This is a genomic window from Streptomyces sp. CB02959, from assembly GCF_002803155.1.
Lineage (GTDB): Bacteria > Actinomycetota > Actinomycetes > Streptomycetales > Streptomycetaceae > Streptomyces.
In genome coordinates this window covers 63,095-76,894 of sequence record NZ_NNBP01000023.1, presented here as the reverse complement: position 1 = coordinate 76,894, position 13,800 = coordinate 63,095, and the positions used below count along the sequence as shown (strand labels likewise).

General features: G+C 72.6%; 16 protein-coding genes. 6 read left to right on the top strand and 10 right to left on the bottom strand.

Features of this window, described 5'->3' with window-relative positions; translation table 11 throughout:
* Window positions 1-81: 81 nt before the first annotated feature.
* Window positions 82-1,257: an elongation factor Tu gene (gene tuf / locus CG747_RS31840; protein ID WP_100605325.1), complete on the bottom strand. Its 1,176-nt coding sequence runs from the start codon at window positions 1,255-1,257 to the stop codon at window positions 82-84.
* 109 nt (window positions 1,258-1,366) lie between these two features.
* Entirely contained in the window at window positions 1,367-1,561 is a 195-nt protein-coding gene (locus tag CG747_RS31835) for a hypothetical protein (protein WP_100605324.1), read from the bottom strand.
* 203 nt (window positions 1,562-1,764) lie between these two features.
* Between CG747_RS31835 and CG747_RS31830 the strand changes: the two genes are divergently transcribed.
* On the top strand, window positions 1,765-2,463 hold the full coding sequence (locus CG747_RS31830) for a TVP38/TMEM64 family protein (protein WP_100605323.1): 699 nt from the start codon (window positions 1,765-1,767) through the stop codon (window positions 2,461-2,463).
* Window positions 2,464-2,587: 124 nt separating this feature from the next.
* Here CG747_RS31830 and CG747_RS31825 read toward each other — a convergent pair whose 3' ends face one another.
* The 7 genes from CG747_RS31825 to CG747_RS31795 all read right to left on the bottom strand — a co-directional run bounded on the left by CG747_RS31825 (window position 2,588) and on the right by CG747_RS31795 (window position 8,403).
* Complete coding sequence (locus CG747_RS31825; RefSeq protein ID WP_100605322.1) at window positions 2,588-3,274, bottom strand: pyridoxamine 5'-phosphate oxidase family protein; 687 nt, start codon at window positions 3,272-3,274, stop codon at window positions 2,588-2,590.
* A gap of 228 nt (window positions 3,275-3,502) precedes the next feature.
* On the bottom strand, window positions 3,503-4,360 hold the full coding sequence (locus CG747_RS31820) for a hypothetical protein (protein ID WP_257980878.1): 858 nt from the start codon (window positions 4,358-4,360) through the stop codon (window positions 3,503-3,505).
* A 292-nt stretch (window positions 4,361-4,652) separates the two neighbouring features.
* Window positions 4,653-5,522 carry a hypothetical protein gene (locus CG747_RS31815; protein ID WP_100605320.1) on the bottom strand — a complete coding sequence of 290 codons (870 nt, stop codon included), beginning with the start codon at window positions 5,520-5,522 and terminating at the stop codon, window positions 4,653-4,655.
* Between the two features lie 297 nt (window positions 5,523-5,819).
* Window positions 5,820-6,044: a hypothetical protein gene (locus tag CG747_RS31810; RefSeq protein WP_100605319.1), complete on the bottom strand. Its 225-nt coding sequence runs from the start codon at window positions 6,042-6,044 to the stop codon at window positions 5,820-5,822.
* A gap of 2 nt (window positions 6,045-6,046) precedes the next feature.
* Window positions 6,047-6,325, bottom strand: a complete 279-nt coding sequence (locus CG747_RS31805) for a DUF6400 family protein (protein WP_219621546.1) — start codon at window positions 6,323-6,325, stop codon at window positions 6,047-6,049.
* 284 nt (window positions 6,326-6,609) lie between these two features.
* Window positions 6,610-7,851 carry a PP2C family protein-serine/threonine phosphatase gene (locus tag CG747_RS31800; RefSeq protein ID WP_257980877.1) on the bottom strand — a complete coding sequence of 414 codons (1,242 nt, stop codon included), beginning with the start codon at window positions 7,849-7,851 and terminating at the stop codon, window positions 6,610-6,612.
* Window positions 7,852-7,992: 141 nt separating this feature from the next.
* Window positions 7,993-8,403, bottom strand: coding sequence for an organic hydroperoxide resistance protein (locus CG747_RS31795; protein ID WP_100605318.1), 411 nt, complete (start codon window positions 8,401-8,403; stop codon window positions 7,993-7,995).
* 164 nt (window positions 8,404-8,567) lie between these two features.
* Between CG747_RS31795 and CG747_RS31790 the strand changes: the two genes are divergently transcribed.
* The 5 genes from CG747_RS31790 (at window position 8,568) to CG747_RS31770 (ending at window position 12,907) form a co-directional block, all read left to right on the top strand.
* Complete coding sequence (locus tag CG747_RS31790) at window positions 8,568-9,020, top strand: MarR family winged helix-turn-helix transcriptional regulator (protein ID WP_100605317.1); 453 nt, start codon at window positions 8,568-8,570, stop codon at window positions 9,018-9,020.
* A 298-nt stretch (window positions 9,021-9,318) separates the two neighbouring features.
* On the top strand, window positions 9,319-9,552 hold the full coding sequence (locus CG747_RS31785) for an acyl carrier protein (protein ID WP_180985781.1): 234 nt from the start codon (window positions 9,319-9,321) through the stop codon (window positions 9,550-9,552).
* Entirely contained in the window at window positions 9,549-10,790 is a 1,242-nt protein-coding gene (locus CG747_RS31780) for a beta-ketoacyl synthase (protein ID WP_100605315.1), read from the top strand. The genes CG747_RS31785 and CG747_RS31780 overlap by 4 nt, the downstream gene beginning before the upstream one ends.
* Before the next feature lie 77 nt (window positions 10,791-10,867).
* A complete protein-coding gene (locus CG747_RS31775) occupies window positions 10,868-11,761 on the top strand; it encodes an alpha/beta fold hydrolase (RefSeq protein WP_100605314.1) in 894 nt (297 codons plus the stop codon).
* 447 nt (window positions 11,762-12,208) lie between these two features.
* Window positions 12,209-12,907, top strand: a complete 699-nt coding sequence (locus tag CG747_RS31770; protein WP_180985785.1) for a transglycosylase SLT domain-containing protein — start codon at window positions 12,209-12,211, stop codon at window positions 12,905-12,907.
* Between the two features lie 131 nt (window positions 12,908-13,038).
* Here the strand turns inward: CG747_RS31770 and CG747_RS31765 are convergent, their stop codons facing one another.
* Window positions 13,039-13,257, bottom strand: a complete 219-nt coding sequence (locus tag CG747_RS31765; protein ID WP_100605312.1) for a hypothetical protein — start codon at window positions 13,255-13,257, stop codon at window positions 13,039-13,041.
* Window positions 13,258-13,800: the final 543 nt, after the last annotated feature.

Genomic DNA, 13,800 nt, shown 5'->3' with positions numbered 1-13,800 from the left:
CCTGGTCGGGACAGGTTGATCTACGCCGTGGATCTACGCAGTGGATCTACGCCGTAGGCGCTGGCCCGGCCCCCGACACGTTCACTCCTCCACGGTGCGGACCGTTCCCGCGCCGACGGTGCGGCCGCCCTCGCGGATGGCGAAGCCGAGGCCGGGCTCCAGGGGGACCGCGCGGCCCAGTTCGACGGTTGCGGTCACCGTCTCGCCGGGGCGGGCGACGGCGCGCTCACCGAGGTCGATGGCACCGGCCACGTCCGCGGTGCGGATGTAGAACTGTGGGCGGTAGCCGGTGGACAGCGGCTTGCGGCGGCCGCCCTCCTCGGTGGAGAGGATGTACGCCTCGGCGGTGAAGCGACGTCGCGGGGTGACGCTGTCCGGGGCCGCGACCACGTCTCCGCGGCGTACGTGCTCACGGTGCAGGCCGCGCAGCAGCAGCGCGACGTTGTCCCCGGCCTCGGCCGATTCCATGGGCTTGCCGAAGGTCTCCACCCCGGTGACGACCGTGTGCAGTGTCTCCGCGCCCAGTACGGCCACCTGGTCGCCGCAGCGCACCGTGCCGCGTTCGACGGCTCCGGTGACGACGGTGCCGCGTCCGGTGATGGTCAGCACGTTCTCCACGGAGAGCAGGAACGGCGCGTCCACGTACCGCTCGGGCACCGGGACGTAGGTGTCGACCGCGTCCAGCAGTGCGCCGATCGCGTCCGTCCAGCGCGGGTCGCCCTCCAGGGCACGGAGTCCGGAGACCCGTACGACGGGGAGGTGCTCCCCGTCGTAGCCGTGCGCGGTGAGCAGTTCGCGGACCTCCAGCTCGACCAGGTCGGTGAGCTCGGAGTCGCCCGCGTCGGCCTTGTTGAGCGCGACGACGACGTGCCGGACGCCCACCTGCTTGGCGAGCAGGACGTGTTCGGCGGTCTGCGGCATGATCCCGTCGAGTGCGGAGACGACGAGGATGGCGCCGTCGAGCTGGGTCGCGCCGGTGACCATGTTCTTGATGAAGTCGGCGTGGCCGGGCATGTCGACGTGGGCGTAGTGCCGGGTGTCGGTCTCGTACTCGACGTGCGAGATGTTGATGGTGATGCCGCGGGCGGCCTCCTCCGGGGCCCGGTCGATGCGGTCGAACGGGATGAACGTGCCGGTGCCCCGGTCGCTGAGGACCTTGGTGATGGCTGCGGTGAGCGTGGTCTTGCCGTGGTCGACGTGGCCCATCGTGCCGATGTTCAGGTGCGGCTTGGTGCGGATGTATGCCGTCTTGGGCATGGTGTTCTTCCTCGCGGGAATGCGGTGATGACGGCGATGTGGCGCCGTGGGGACCCCTGGACCGCCCCGACCCTCCCCCTGCGGGGTCCGCCGGACGATCCGGAGAGGGTCAGCTTCGGGTGCCGTTTGCCGCGGCGGCCGAGACGGCTGCGGTGTCGACCGTGACGGCGGCGGGAGCGGCAGCGTCGGTCGCCGTGGCTGCGGCCGCCGTGGCCGCGGCGAGGAGTCCGGCGGCAGCCTTCGGTGCGTCCGCGGCGGTCATGGCGACCGCGGACGGCATCGGGAGGAAGGCGTGCCGGAACATGCCTCATATGGTGCCGGGGCGCGGCTCCGGCGTCGAATGATTTACGGGCCCGCCGCCTCCGTCGCGTAGGGCGTCGTGGGCATGCGTGCCGCCGTTGCGCGCCGTCCGGATCGCCGCCGCCCATTGCGCGTCGTGCACCCCGGTTCGTGGTCGTACGGCCCGGATTCCGGCCGGGCGGCGCACGCGTCGGTTACGCTCCCGGGATGCCCGCCCCCGCCACGTCCGACGGCCTCGCCGCGCGCTGTACGCGTGTGGTGGTGTCGCCCTGGTCGCGACTGGTCCTCCTGCTGGTCCTGTTGATCTGTGCCGCGATCTCGATGGTGTGGTGGCATCCCCAGCAGTTGCTGGCCGGTGGTTGGCCCGCGCAGTGGTCGGGGCCGACCGCGCTGGTGGGCTTCGCGCTGGCGTACGGGGTGTGCACGACGGCGTTCGTCCCGCGGCCGGTGCTCAATCTCGCCGCGGGTGCGCTGTTCGGCAGCCAGTCGGGGCTGGTCGCCGCGCTGGCCGGTACGGTGCTGGGCGCCGGGTTGGCGTTCGGGCTCGGGCGGCTGCTCGGGCAGGAGGCGCTGCGGCCGTTGCTGCGGGCCCGCTGGCTGACCGCCGCGGACCGGCAGTTGAGCGAGCACGGCTTCCGTTCCATGCTGGCGATCCGGTTGTTCCCGGGGCTGCCGTTCGCGGCCATGAACTACTGCGCGGCGGTCTCCCGTATGCGCTGGTGTCCGTATCTGCTGGCCACGGCGCTGGGGAGCATCCCCAACACCGCGGCCTACGCAGTAGCGGGCGCGCGGGCGTCGACGCCGACGTCGCCGGCGTTTCTGCTGTCCATGGGTTTCATCGCGGTCAGCGGGCTGGCGGCGGTGGCCGTCGCATGGCGCAAGCGCAAGGCGTTGCGCGGGGGTTGACTGCCACGGGTCCGCTCCGGGCGGTTCGGCCGTCAGGTCCTGGACGGGTGCGGCCGGTCCGTCGGCGCGTGGCGGTCCGTCGGCTCGTGACGGACCGCCGGTTCCGGCCGGTCGCTCCGGCCGGTCATGACGCGGGGGTGTTCGCGCGTGCGGCGATGTGCGGCGGCACCGGCAGGTCCGTGCCCAGTGCGGGGTCCGGTGTCGGGGCGCCCCAGGTGGTGTGGAGCGGCAGGACGCCCGCCCACAGGCCCAGTGCGGCGTCGGGGCCGTCGCCGTCGTCCGGGGCGCCGGTCCTGATCTTCACCGATGCCTCGTCGAGGGAGAGGGCGAGGAGCGCCGTGGCGGCCAGTTCCTTGCGGTGGGGGCGGCGGGCGTAGTCCCACTGGCCGGGTGCGCACTGCTCGGTGAGGCACCGCAGGCCCGCCAGCTTCTCCTCGTCGTCGGTGACCGGGCGCGGCACTCCGTAGATCATCGCGCTGCGGTAGTTGACGCCGTGCTCGAAGACCGAGCGGGCCAGGACCAGTCCGTCGACGTGGGTGACGGTCACGCAGACCTCCGCGCCCGGGGAGGAGACCAGGCTGCGGCTGGCGACCGAGCCGTGGAAGTAGAGGGTGGTGCCGTCCGAGCCGTAGACGGTGGGTACCACGCGTACGGTGCCGTCGACGGTCACGCCGAGGTGGCAGACGAAGCCGGCCGCCAGTACGGCGTCGAGTTCGGTGCGGTCGAGGCTGCCTTGTTCGCGGAGCCGGCGGTGTCGGGTGCGGTCGGTTTCGGTGAGGGTGCGGCCCGGGGCGGGTATCGACTCGGTCATGGCTGTCTGCCTGTCCACCTGTCTGCTCTGGGGTGCCGTGCTACGGGCGGCTGCCGTGCCACCGGCCGGGAGGCGGGCTGCGTACGCGAGCGGGCAGCCCGGTGGGACTGCCCGTCAGAGTAACGACTTCATAATATTCAAGCCAGGCATTTCACTGAATTCGTTGCTGACGGCTCGCTTGGCAACCGATTTCGCACCGGGCGTGGTGTCCGGTGCTGTTCGGGGTCATCAGGAGCTGAGGTGGTATTGGGCCCATGGCTGGTGGGCCGGCGCGGGCTCCTCGTGGGCGGGGGCGATGGTGCCCCAGGGGGCGAGGGCGCTGTCCCATTCGGAGGTGAGGGCGGTGACATCGGTAACGGGCTCGGTGGAGGGCATCGCGCCCGTGTACCAGGAGGCGGAGGTCATGGGGTGGGCGGTGGCGGCGCCGCTCCAGGTCGTCGACTGCTGGGCGGGGATGGTGTATTCGGACTCGTGGACGTCGCCGGGGCCGCGCCGGTGGCGGCCGGCGTAGGTCTCGGTGGAGCCGGGATAGAAGCGCCCCTGGGCCGAGAGTTGCTGGGCGCGCGCCATCAGGCGGCTCAGGTCGAGGCCGAATTCGGCGGCCAGTTCCCTGAGGTCCACACCGGTCTGCCAGCTGCCGATCAGGACCGCGTCCATGGCGGGTGACCAGTTCTGGTCCGGTGGGGCGCCGGTTGCCGCCGTGCCGGTCTGCCGGCTGCCGCCCGGTGGTGGGGCGGCGGTGGCGGCATGGGTCGGGAAGGAAGGGTCGGACGGGTGGTCCGGCACCGGATCCTCCGGTTCTTTGGGTGGGGTGCGGGCGGCATTGGCCAGCAGTTCCTCGGCGACCACGCGGGCGTCGTCCTTGCCCACCGTGCGCCGGGCGACCCGCACTTCCCGTTCGTTGAGTCCGAAAAGTCCGGCCACCGCGCCCGTACTGCCCACCATCAGGGCGAACGCCGCGAGCACGCGGGAGCGATCGGCCTGCGCCTCGTCAAGCTTGGCCTGTGCTTCCCGGACACGTTCGTCGCCCAGACAAAACGCTTCTGCCAGTACGGCGTTGCGGTCCCACAATTCTCTCGGATCCATACTCAGACAACGCCGCCTCCGTCGGAGGTGATCCGATCTGTCGCTGCAAAGCACCCCAAAGCACCCATCGAACCACGAGATGACAATCACCTCGTAGCGCAGCCGACAATCACGTCGTAGTCCGGGAGGCCCCCTCTTCGGGGAGAAGTCGATTGTCAGTGCGGCGCGTTACCTTCTGAATCAGCCGGACGCGACGGGGGTCGGCGGCTCGTACCAGACGTTCTCGGCGGAGGGGGGTGGTACGGGATGCCCGGGTGGCGCGGTGCGTGTGCGTGTGCGTGTGCGGGGGACGCTAGGGCGTGTCCGGGTGGGGCAGGCCGATGGGGTTGGGGAAGGGCAGGACGTCCGCGGCCAGGATGCGGCGGACGACCGGCTGGAGCAGTTCCAGCAGGTGGTCGGTGTCCGCCTCGGAGAGGGGGCGGAGGAGTCGGGCCGCGAGGCGGTCGGTTTCCGCCTCGATGTGGGTGCGTTCGTGCCGGCCCTGTGCGGTCGGGTTGCCGTGGGCGTCGAGGAGGTCGCGGGAGCGCAGGCGGTCCGCGGCGGCGGCCCATTCCTGCTCGGTCCAACCGCGGTCCTCCCGCATGGTGCCCTCCGGCACCCGGCCGGTGGCGGCGGCGAGGACAACCGCTTCGCAGCCGTCCAGTTCCCGGTCGGCGAGCACGGCGAGGTGCGCTTCGCCGCGGAACTCCCGCAGTGCGGTGGTGAGTTGCCAGAGCCGTTCGACGGGGTCGGCGTGGTCGCACAGTGCGCGGTTGGCGGCGAAGAGCGGGCGCGCGGTGTCGGGGGCGGCGTCGACGAGCGCCTGGAGTCGGGGCAGCAGTGCGGTGGCGGACCGGTCGAGGTCCGGGGCGGCGGCGCGGAGGGCGCGGGCGGCGCGGGTGCCGCGTTCGTCGAGGACGTGGGCCGGGCTGACGGTACTCCAGGCCGCGGGCAGCGCACGGGCCACCATGCCCGGGGCGAAGACTCCGAGGACGGCGGTGGCGGTCGCGGGTTCGACGGCGCCCATGGGGGCGGTGCGGGAGGCGAAGTAGCCCATCCAGAAGCCTTTGAGGCCGAGGGCCTTGCCCAGGGCCCGGCAGTCGTCGTCGAAGTAGCAGACCGCGTGCAGGGGCTCGGTCATCAGCCAGAGCGATCGGGCCCGCTGTGCCGTGGGCGGCTCCATGGTCTGCTCCTCTGAAGGCTGCGGGGAGTGCGGTCTGTGCGGGGCGGCCCGGCGGCCCGCCGGAGGGCGGTTCCTCGGGCGGCTCCGCGCCTCGCACGCTATCGCTGTCCGGGCGGGGGCGCAGGCAAAAACGGCGGACGAAGCGGGCGGGCGGCGGGGAGGTGGCGGTGCCGGGGAGGACGTGGCGTACGCCCCGCCGTCGCGCGGGGACTGGCGGACACGCAGGAGCGCCGCGTACGCACTGCGCACGCGGGTGGGATCGGGGCGCCGTGGTGCGGTGGCGGGTGGGCCGCCGGGTCAGGGGCGGCCGCCGGCGCCGAAGCCGGAGTCCCAGGACCAGAGGTGGGTGCAGGCGGGGCACTGGAGGTGCAGCAGGCTGCCCTTGTTGGACAGCAGGTAGCGCCAGTGGTCGTCGCAGGTGCGGCCGGCGCCGCAGGTGTCGCAGTCCTGGTGGTCCTGGCAGCGGGGGCAGGGCACCCAGGCGCGGCGGCCGATGTCGGCGGTGGGGTCGATCGGCAGCATGCTCAGCCCTGCCCGGCGGCCGGCAGCACTCCGGCGGCGACCAGCATGGCGTAGGTGGCCTGCTGGTCGGCGTCGAGGCCGGAGTAGAGGAGCCGCTGGGCCTCCGCCTCGTCCTTCATCACCGCGACGGGGTCCCAGGTGTCGCCGAGCGCGGCGAGGACTTCGGCCCGGCGCCGGGCTTCGTGGCCGGCGAGGTCGAGCTCGAAGGTCCCGCGGGTGCCGTCGTCGGAGATCCCCGTGACGCGGGATATGTCGGCTGCGGGGCTGGTGGGGTCGGTCATGCTGCGCTTCCTCTACCACTTACGGACGATTCGGACGAGTACCCCCGATCGGACGTGTTTAGCAAGTGGGACGAACTTGAGGAAGCGTCAGCCGGAGGCGCTCTCCGTAAGGGCGCGGGGAACGGTGCCGGAAGGGCGGAATATCGGGGTCCGGGCGGAACGCCTGGCGGCCTGGCGTGACCGATGTCATGCCCGCGGGCGCTCCGCGGCCGGGGCCTTGGCCGCCGGGCCCCGATCGCCGTCGTCGCCTACGCACGAGGCGCTGCACACACGGGCCGTGGCGGCTACGGGGTGCCCTCGGCCGGGTCCGGGCGGTGCGCGGGGCGGGGCGGCAGGCGGCGGACCGCGACCGCCGCGGCGTCGTCGGCCAGGCCGCCGCCGGTGTGGGCGAAGAGGTCCTCGCGCAGCCGGCGGAGCACGTGCTGGGGGCTGCTGCGGCTCCAGGCGCCGGCCCGTTCGGTCAGCGGGTAGAAGTCGCCGTCGGCGTTGCGCGCCTCGATCACCCCGTCCGTGTAGAGGAGCAGCAGGTCACCGGGGTGGAAGGGGAAGGTGTCGATGTCGTAGTTCTGCGGGCCGTCGAGGGCGCCGAGGCCGATGGGCAGGGCGGCGCACCGGGGGTCGAGGGTGCGGGCATGGCCGTCGCGCAGCAGGAGGGCGGGCGGATGGCCGCAGCTGATGGTGCTCAGCTCGGGGCGCCGGTCGGGGATGTCGAAGAGTGCGACGGTGGCGAACGTTTCGTCGAGGTCGGGACCGGGGGCCGGGCGGGGGGCGGGCCGCTCGGCGGTGGGCGAACCGTCGGCAGCGGGATCGGCGGGGTCCGCAGGGTCGGCGGCCGGCCGCGCGGCCGGGGCGCGCCACTGGCTGGTGTCCCAGCGGACCGCGCCGTCCAGGTGGCGGGCGAGGCGGGGCAGGGTGGCCTGGCGGTGCGCGGCCGCCCGGAAGGCGCCGAGGATGAGCGCGGCGTGACTGTACGCGGGCAGGCCCTTGCCGCGGACGTCCCCGATGATCAGGCGGGTGCTGGCGGCGGTGCGGGCCGCGGCGAGCAGGTCACCGCCCATCTCCGCCTCCTCCTCCGCCGGGAGGTACAGCGAGGCGATCTCCAGGTCGCCGCTGCGCGCCGGCAGCGGCCGGAGCAGGACCTGCTGGGCCACGGCCGCCACCGAGCGGCTACGGGTGAGTCGCCGCTCGTTGCGCTCCCGCACGACGGTGAAGAGGAAGACCAGCGCCGAGACCACGATCAGGGAGCTGATCTGCGCGTAGAGGTTCTCGGTGAACAGGGCGCCGCGGGCGAGGCCGATGCTCACCTGGGCGGCGACCGCCAGGGTGCCGATCATCGCGGTCGGGCCGGGTCCGGCGAGGGCGGCGGTGAGGGCGGGTGCGGCGACCAGCAGCGGGCCCAGGTGGATGTCCGGCGGAGCGAGGGCGTCGACCATGCAGACCGCGACGATCAGCCCGATCGGGATCAGCAGCAGGGCATGGCTCGGGTCCGGTCGTTGGCGTAGCCGCGTCAGCCGTTGAAAGGGCATAAATCATGGTTGCACTCGGCTGGGGGAAATGCCCGGATGGCGGGGTTTACGTCGACCCTTCCGTTGCTTCCGCCGCTTCCGTTGACCTCGTCGGGGCGGGCGACGACCGGCCCCGAGGCCCCCGCCCCGACCCCGGCCCCGTTACTCGATGACGAGCTCGACGTCGATGTTCCCGCGGGTGGCCTTCGAGTAGGGGCAGAACTGGTGGGTGGCTTCGACGAGCTGCCGCCCGGTCTCGCCCGCGAGCGCGTCCGGGAGCTCGACCCGCATGACGACGGCGAGGCCGAAGCCGGTGGCGTCCTTGCCGATCGAGACCTCGGCGGTGACCGAGACGTCCTTGGTGTCCAGCTTCATCTGGCGGCCGACGTTGGCCATGGCGCTGGCGAAGCAGGCGGCGTACCCGGCGGCGAAGAGCTGCTCGGGGTTGGTGCCGGCGCCGTCGCCGCCGAGGGCCGGGGGCATGGCCAGGGCGAGGTCGAGCCTGCCGTCGGAGCTGACGGCCCGGCCCTCGCGGCCGTTGGCGGTGGCGGCGGCGGTGTACAGCGCGTCCATGAGGGGTCCCTTCGTGTGGTGGACGGGGGCGGGTCGCGCCCGGCCCGGCGATCCGCGGCGGGCCGGCCGAGCGACCCGGCCGGGAGCAACAGTCGCACGTAATTGAGTTGCACGCAAGTTAATTGCGCACAACTCAATCGACTTCCGGGCGTTAACCTGACTCCATGACCACGCCCCCGGTTTCCGATGCCGAACTGCTCCGCCTCGACCACCAGGTCTGCTTCTCGCTGCACGCCGCCTCGCGGGCGTTCGGGAGCGTCTACCGGGAGGCCCTGAAGGAACTGGGGCTGACCTACCCCCAGTACCTGGTCATGCTGGTGCTGTGGGAGCACGGCCCGGAGCCGGTCAAGCGCATCGGCGAGCGGCTGCGACTGGACTCGGGCACGCTCTCGCCGCTGCTCAAGCGCCTGGAGGCGGCGGGGCTGGTGCACCGGGAGCGCAGCCCGGAGGACGAGCGGTCGGTGATCATCCGGCTCACCGGGGCCGGCGAGGCGCTGCGGGAGCGGGCACTGCCGGTCCCGCGCCGGATGCTGGCCGCCACCGGGCTCACCGTCGACGAACTCCGGACGCTGCGCGGCCTGTTGAGTCGGGTCACCGGCGCGCTCGACGAGTCCTGACGCGAGCACCGCCGCCGGCGCCCGCCCCGCGGGCGCCGCTCCGCACCGACCGGCGTACGGCCCGTACCCCGCGGCCCGTTTCGGCGTTAGACACCAAGCCGTTCCCCGTGGCGCGCACCGCCTGAAGGGGCGCCTCTCCCCCACTCCAGTGCGCCCATCACCCCATTGAGCTACCAAGGTTGGGGAGCGCCCGGGACAAAGGCGTATAAAGAGTGGCCAAACCAGCCGGAGCCACCGGCGAAATATCCGCCCAGGACACGGTTGGCAGCATCGCCTACGAACAGCGGAGGAGCGCCACGTGAATGCGGCAGAAGTTGTCAACACCTTGCTGGAGGAGCGGTTCGGGGTCGCACGCGGTGAGGTGACGGCGGATACCCCGCTGCGCAGCCTGCGGCTGGACTCCCTGGCTCTGGAGGAGCTCCGGGTGCTCATCGAGGAGCGGCTGGACATCGATCTCGAAGAGGTGTCGCTGACCTCGCGCGACACGGTGGGACAGCTGGTGGCGGCCATCGACGGCAAAGTCTCGGCGTGACGGCCCGCCAGAAGCCGTTCATCGCGGCCGTGACCGGGCTGGGCCTGGTGACCGCGGCGGGCGTGGGGACGAAGGCGACCTGGCACTCCGTCACCCATGACGTGGTGCCCGGCAATGTGTCCCAGCAGGCCGAACTCGCCGATCTGCCCTGTGACTTCATGTACACGGCGGCCGATCTGGACCCCGCGGCGCTGCTCGGGGTGGCCACCCAGCGGCTGATGGACCGCTTCTCGCAGCTCGCGGTGATCGCCGCCCGGGAGGCGGTCTACGACGCGGGACTGGATCCAGCGAGCTGGGACAGCGGCCGGGTCGCGGTGGTGATCGGCTCGGCCCACGGCGGGCTGCCCTTCTACGACCAGCAGAGCGCGACGATGGCCGGGCACGGCGCCCGGCGGGTCTCCCCCAAGCTGGCCCCGCTGACCGTGATCAACAGCGCGGCCAGCAGTGTCTGCATGGACCTCGGGGCGCACGGCCCCAGCCTGGGGGTGGCCACGGCGTGCTCCTCCGGGACCGTGGCGGTAGGCACCGCGCACCAGCTGCTGCGCGCCGGGGCCTGCGACATCGCCATCGCGGGCGGCGCGGAGTCGGTGCTCTCCCGCCTGCTGATCGCCAGCGCCTGCCAGATGAAGGCGGTCTCCACCCGGCGGGAGGACCCGACCGCGGCCTGCCGCCCGTTCGACGTGGACCGGGACGGTTTCGTCGTCGGGGAGGGCTCGGGGCTGCTGGTGCTGGAGCGGCCCGAGCACGCCCGGGCCCGGCGGGCGCCGATCCGTGCGCAGATCGCCGGCTACGGGGCGTCCAGCGATGCCTACGCGGCGGTGGCGCCGGATCCCGAGGGGCGCGGCATCGAGCGGGCGTTGCGCACCGCGCTGGCAGATGCCGACGTGCGGCCCGGTGATGTGGGGCACGTGAACGCGCACGGCACCTCGACGGTGCTGAACGACCGTATCGAGGCGGCGATGTTGCGGAGGGTGCTCGGCGAGCATCCGCTGGCGACGTCGACGAAGGCGATGACCGGGCACACGCTGGGCGCCGCGGGCGGGATCGAGACCGCGCTGACCGTCCTGGCGCTGGAGCAGCAGTTGGTGCCGCCGACCGCCAACCTCACGGTGCCCGACCCGCGGATCCCGATCGACGTGGTGCACGGCGCGGCCCGGCCCGCGGCGTTCGACTGCGCGGTCAAGACGTCGCTGGGGTTCGGGGGCCACAATGCGGCGCTCGTCCTGACCCGCGGCTGACCGGCCGGTCCTGCCGGGGTCCGGGCGCGCTCCGGGCGCTCCGGGCCTCATCGAGCCTCTCCGAGAAGGAAGCAGCCATGTCCGAGGAAGTGATCCGCTCCCTGTCGGTGCGCGGGGTGTCGTACGCGTACCGGGTGCTGCGGCAGCCGGAGCGGTGCACCGAGCCCGTCCTGGTGCTGGGCGGTGCGTTGCAGGGGATGTTCGGGTGGCCGCAGTTGGAGGACCGGTTGGGGCCGGTGGCGGAGGTGGTGACCGCGGACCTGCCCGGGATGGGCAGTGCGGAGCCGCTGCCGCCCGGGCCGAGCATCGAGGTGCTGTGTGCGGCGATCCTGGGGATCATCGACGATCTCGGCGTCCCGCGGATCAATCTCTTCGGCTTCTCCTACGGGGCGGGCCTGGCCTTCGGGTGTGCCCGGCGGTTCCCCGGGCGGATCGCTCGGCTGGCGCTGGGCGGGGTGCCGGCGCACATCAGCGAGGCGCAGGTGGCGCACTGGCGGCGGGCTTCGGGGCATCTGAAGGAGGGGGACACCGGCACCTTCGCCACGATGGTGGCCGAGGGGCTGCTGTGCCGTGACGAGAGCCGGCCGGTGGCCCGGCGGGAGCTGGCGTACCGCTATGTGCGGCGGGCGATGCTGCAGGCGGCGCTGCACTCCCCGCACGCGGTGGATTCGCTGCGCCGGGCGCTGACCGACCGGCCGGACTTCTCGGGGGGCCTGTCCGGCGTCCCCACGCTGGTCTTCTGTGGTGAGCACGACACGGTGACCGCTCCGTCCCGGCAGCGCGACTTCGCGGCGACCATCGCGGGGAGCCGCTTCCTGGCCATTCCGGACGCGGATCACTGGGTGGTGCTGGAACGTCCCGAGGAGGTCGCGGAATTGGCGGTCCGGTTCTTCACGGACCGGCCGCTGGGGTCGGTGGGGCGCGCGGCCGCGGCGGGCGCGGGCGCGGCCGCCGATCCGGTGCGGGCGTGAGGAGCGGACCCGGCGGCCACGGGCCGTAGCCGGGTGACCGCGCAGTGGCGGGGCCGGGGTCGCCGGGGACGGCGGACCGGCCCCGCCGGGCTGTGAACCAGGCAACAAACTGCCGCGTCGGGAGAGGTCTTTGAGGGGCCCGGGCGGTGATGCGGGGCACGCGACGTACGTCACGTACGACCCGGACTAGTCGAGTCCGGGTGCGGTGCGGGCCGGGGATTTCCGACCTCATTACGGACATCTCGCCCGAACACACGAAGATGGGTAGTACACGGCATCATTGCCACCATCCCGGGCCGGCGTTAACCATGTTTCCGGTAACACCGAGAACGAGCCTGCGGACTCCGCCAGAGCGGCGAGCGCGGCACCGACCCTCGGCCCCCGAGACGCCACCGATGGCCATCTCCCCGCCACCAAAGCCCTGGAAGAGGTCACCTCCGCATGCCCATGCCCAACTTCTCCCTGCCCCGAACCGCCCGCCTCAGCCGCACGCACAAGGTCTCCGCGGCGCTGGTGGCCTCCGCGAGCTGCGCAGCAGCCCTGGCGATGACCGCGGCACCGAGCAACGCCGCGGCACCGGCCGCCCACGCGTCCGCCGTGGTCAAGCCGGTCGGCGCCAACGGCCTGCCGGTCGTTGCGAAGGACAAGGCGGCAAAGGAGCAGGACCACGTGGTCACCGCGTCGGTCGCGGACCACCTGAAGGTCACCGCGGTCGACGCGCAGGGGCACACCGCCCAGCAGGCCGCCGACCGCTCCGCGGAGCGCACCGAGATCGCCAAGGAGGCGCCGAAGGCCGCCCCCAAGGCCGCCGCGCCGAAGAAGTACACCAACAACCTCGACGGCTGGATCCGCGAGTCCCTGGACATCATGAAATCCAAGGGCATCCCCGGCAGCTACGAGGGCCTGCATCGCAACATCATGCGGGAGTCCAGCGGCAACCCGTACGCGATCAACGACTGGGACATCAACGCCCGCAACGGCATACCCTCCAAGGGCCTGCTCCAGGTGATCCAGCCCACGTTCAACACGTACCACGTGTCGGGTACGCCGCACGACCTGTACGACCCGGTGGCCAACATCACCGCCGCCGCCAACTACGCGGCGCACCGCTACGGCTCGATCGACAACGTCAACTCCGCTTACTGAGGCGGCCTTCCGCGCCGGGACCCCACGAGGGAGCACCCGGCCGGGACCCCGCGCCTTCGAGGCGCCACGAACAGCACGGCAATGGCCCTGCCCGCAACTCGCGGGCAGGGCCATTGCCGTTGGCGTTTCGGTCAGTGGATGCGGCTGTGGCGCGACGGGCCGCCGAAGAGCACGTCCAGGATGTGTCCGGCGAAGCGGAGGCCGGCGCGCTCCCTCGGGGTGAGGTGACTCGCATGGCGGCCCTCGTGGCGGCCCCGGTGCTGGTCGGCGGGGGCCGCGGCGGCGACGCCGGTGGCGAGGATCCCGGCGGCGAGCAGGCCGCTGAGCACAACGGTGGTGCGACGGAGCATGAGCACTTCCCTACGGTGAGTGGTGGCTGTGCGTGGTCCCACTCTCCGGGACCCGCGGTTCCGGCGCCGTGCGACAGTCCGGGCGCTGCTACGAACGGACCAGCAGCACCGTCGTATCGATGGACACAGGGGGCGCGGCCCGCTTCCGGTGCGCCCCGCGGGCGTGAAGTACGGGGCGGCGATGGCGAATTCGGGGTGTGACCCAGGTAACTCGCAAGGGGTTCCCGAGGGGTCTTCGAGGGCCCCGGCAGGTGACGCCGGGCACGCGACGTACGTCACGTACGAGCCCGCGTAGTCGACGCGAGTGCGGGCCCGACCCATGAACACGGGGCTGATACCGTCCCATTCCGGACATTGCCTGCCATCTCACGAAGAAGGGTAGTACAGGGGGGCATTGCCACCCACGGGGTCGGCCGTTAACCATGGATCCAGTCGCACCGAGAGCGCGCCGCACCCCCGCCCCCAAGGGCGAACGCGGCCAGGAGTCTCCGGTCCGAACGCGCCAACGATGGCCACCTCCCCGTACCCAGCACCTGGAAGAGG

Excerpts from the sequence above, each read along its gene's own strand:
- CG747_RS31775 (WP_100605314.1), top strand. The coding sequence starts at position 10,868 with ATGTCCGAGGAAGTGATCCGCTCCCTGTCGGTGCGCGGGGTGTCGTAC.
- CG747_RS31795 (WP_100605318.1), bottom strand. The coding sequence starts at position 8,403 with ATGGACGCGCTGTACACCGCCGCCGCCACCGCCAACGGCCGCGAGGGC.
- CG747_RS31815 (WP_100605320.1), bottom strand. The coding sequence starts at position 5,522 with ATGGAGCCGCCCACGGCACAGCGGGCCCGATCGCTCTGGCTGATGACC.
- CG747_RS31835 (WP_100605324.1), bottom strand. The coding sequence starts at position 1,561 with ATGTTCCGGCACGCCTTCCTCCCGATGCCGTCCGCGGTCGCCATGACC.
- CG747_RS31820 (WP_257980878.1), bottom strand. The coding sequence starts at position 4,360 with ATGGATCCGAGAGAATTGTGGGACCGCAACGCCGTACTGGCAGAAGCG.
- CG747_RS31810 (WP_100605319.1), bottom strand. The coding sequence starts at position 6,044 with ATGCTGCCGATCGACCCCACCGCCGACATCGGCCGCCGCGCCTGGGTG.
- CG747_RS31800 (WP_257980877.1), bottom strand. The coding sequence starts at position 7,851 with ATGCCCTTTCAACGGCTGACGCGGCTACGCCAACGACCGGACCCGAGC.
- CG747_RS31790 (WP_100605317.1), top strand. The coding sequence starts at position 8,568 with ATGACCACGCCCCCGGTTTCCGATGCCGAACTGCTCCGCCTCGACCAC.
- CG747_RS31805 (WP_219621546.1), bottom strand. The coding sequence starts at position 6,325 with ATGACCGACCCCACCAGCCCCGCAGCCGACATATCCCGCGTCACGGGG.
- CG747_RS31825 (WP_100605322.1), bottom strand. The coding sequence starts at position 3,274 with ATGACCGAGTCGATACCCGCCCCGGGCCGCACCCTCACCGAAACCGAC.
- CG747_RS31770 (WP_180985785.1), top strand. The coding sequence starts at position 12,209 with ATGCCCAACTTCTCCCTGCCCCGAACCGCCCGCCTCAGCCGCACGCAC.
- tuf (WP_100605325.1), bottom strand. The coding sequence starts at position 1,257 with ATGCCCAAGACGGCATACATCCGCACCAAGCCGCACCTGAACATCGGC.
- CG747_RS31765 (WP_100605312.1), bottom strand. The coding sequence starts at position 13,257 with ATGCTCCGTCGCACCACCGTTGTGCTCAGCGGCCTGCTCGCCGCCGGG.
- CG747_RS31830 (WP_100605323.1), top strand. The coding sequence starts at position 1,765 with ATGCCCGCCCCCGCCACGTCCGACGGCCTCGCCGCGCGCTGTACGCGT.